Origin of the sequence: Candidatus Kosakonia sp. 282A-S69 (assembly GCF_029433855.1) — a bacterium.
Lineage (GTDB): Bacteria > Pseudomonadota > Gammaproteobacteria > Enterobacterales > Enterobacteriaceae > Kosakonia > Kosakonia cowanii_A.
The window spans coordinates 237,025-237,337 of the sequence record NZ_JAROAU010000005.1 but is presented as its reverse complement, the minus strand read 5'-3'; the positions used below and the strand labels follow the sequence as shown (position 1 = coordinate 237,337).

Annotated in this window: 3 tRNA genes; all 3 read right to left on the bottom strand. The window is 56.9% G+C overall.

The annotated features are described in order from the left end of the window. Positions 1–3: 3 nt before the first annotated feature. The 3 genes from PU683_RS22120 to PU683_RS22110 all read right to left on the bottom strand — a co-directional run bounded on the left by PU683_RS22120 (position 4) and on the right by PU683_RS22110 (position 313). Positions 4–79 (bottom strand) — tRNA-Val (locus tag PU683_RS22120). A 41-nt stretch (positions 80–120) separates the two neighbouring features. After that, positions 121–196: transfer RNA gene (locus tag PU683_RS22115), tRNA-Val, on the bottom strand. Positions 197–237: 41 nt separating this feature from the next. After that, positions 238–313 (bottom strand) — tRNA-Val (locus PU683_RS22110).

The following is a 313-nucleotide window of genomic DNA, read 5'->3' as shown; positions in this document are numbered from 1 at the left end:
AAGTGGTGGGTGATGACGGGATCGAACCGCCGACCCCCTCCTTGTAAGGGAGGTGCTCTCCCAGCTGAGCTAATCACCCACTTCGGTACTTCTGTTGATAAGAATTCGCTGGCGAGAAAGTGGTGGGTGATGACGGGATCGAACCGCCGACCCCCTCCTTGTAAGGGAGGTGCTCTCCCAGCTGAGCTAATCACCCACTTCGGTACTTCTGTTGATAAGAATTCGCTGGCGAGAAAGTGGTGGGTGATGACGGGATCGAACCGCCGACCCCCTCCTTGTAAGGGAGGTGCTCTCCCAGCTGAGCTAATCACCC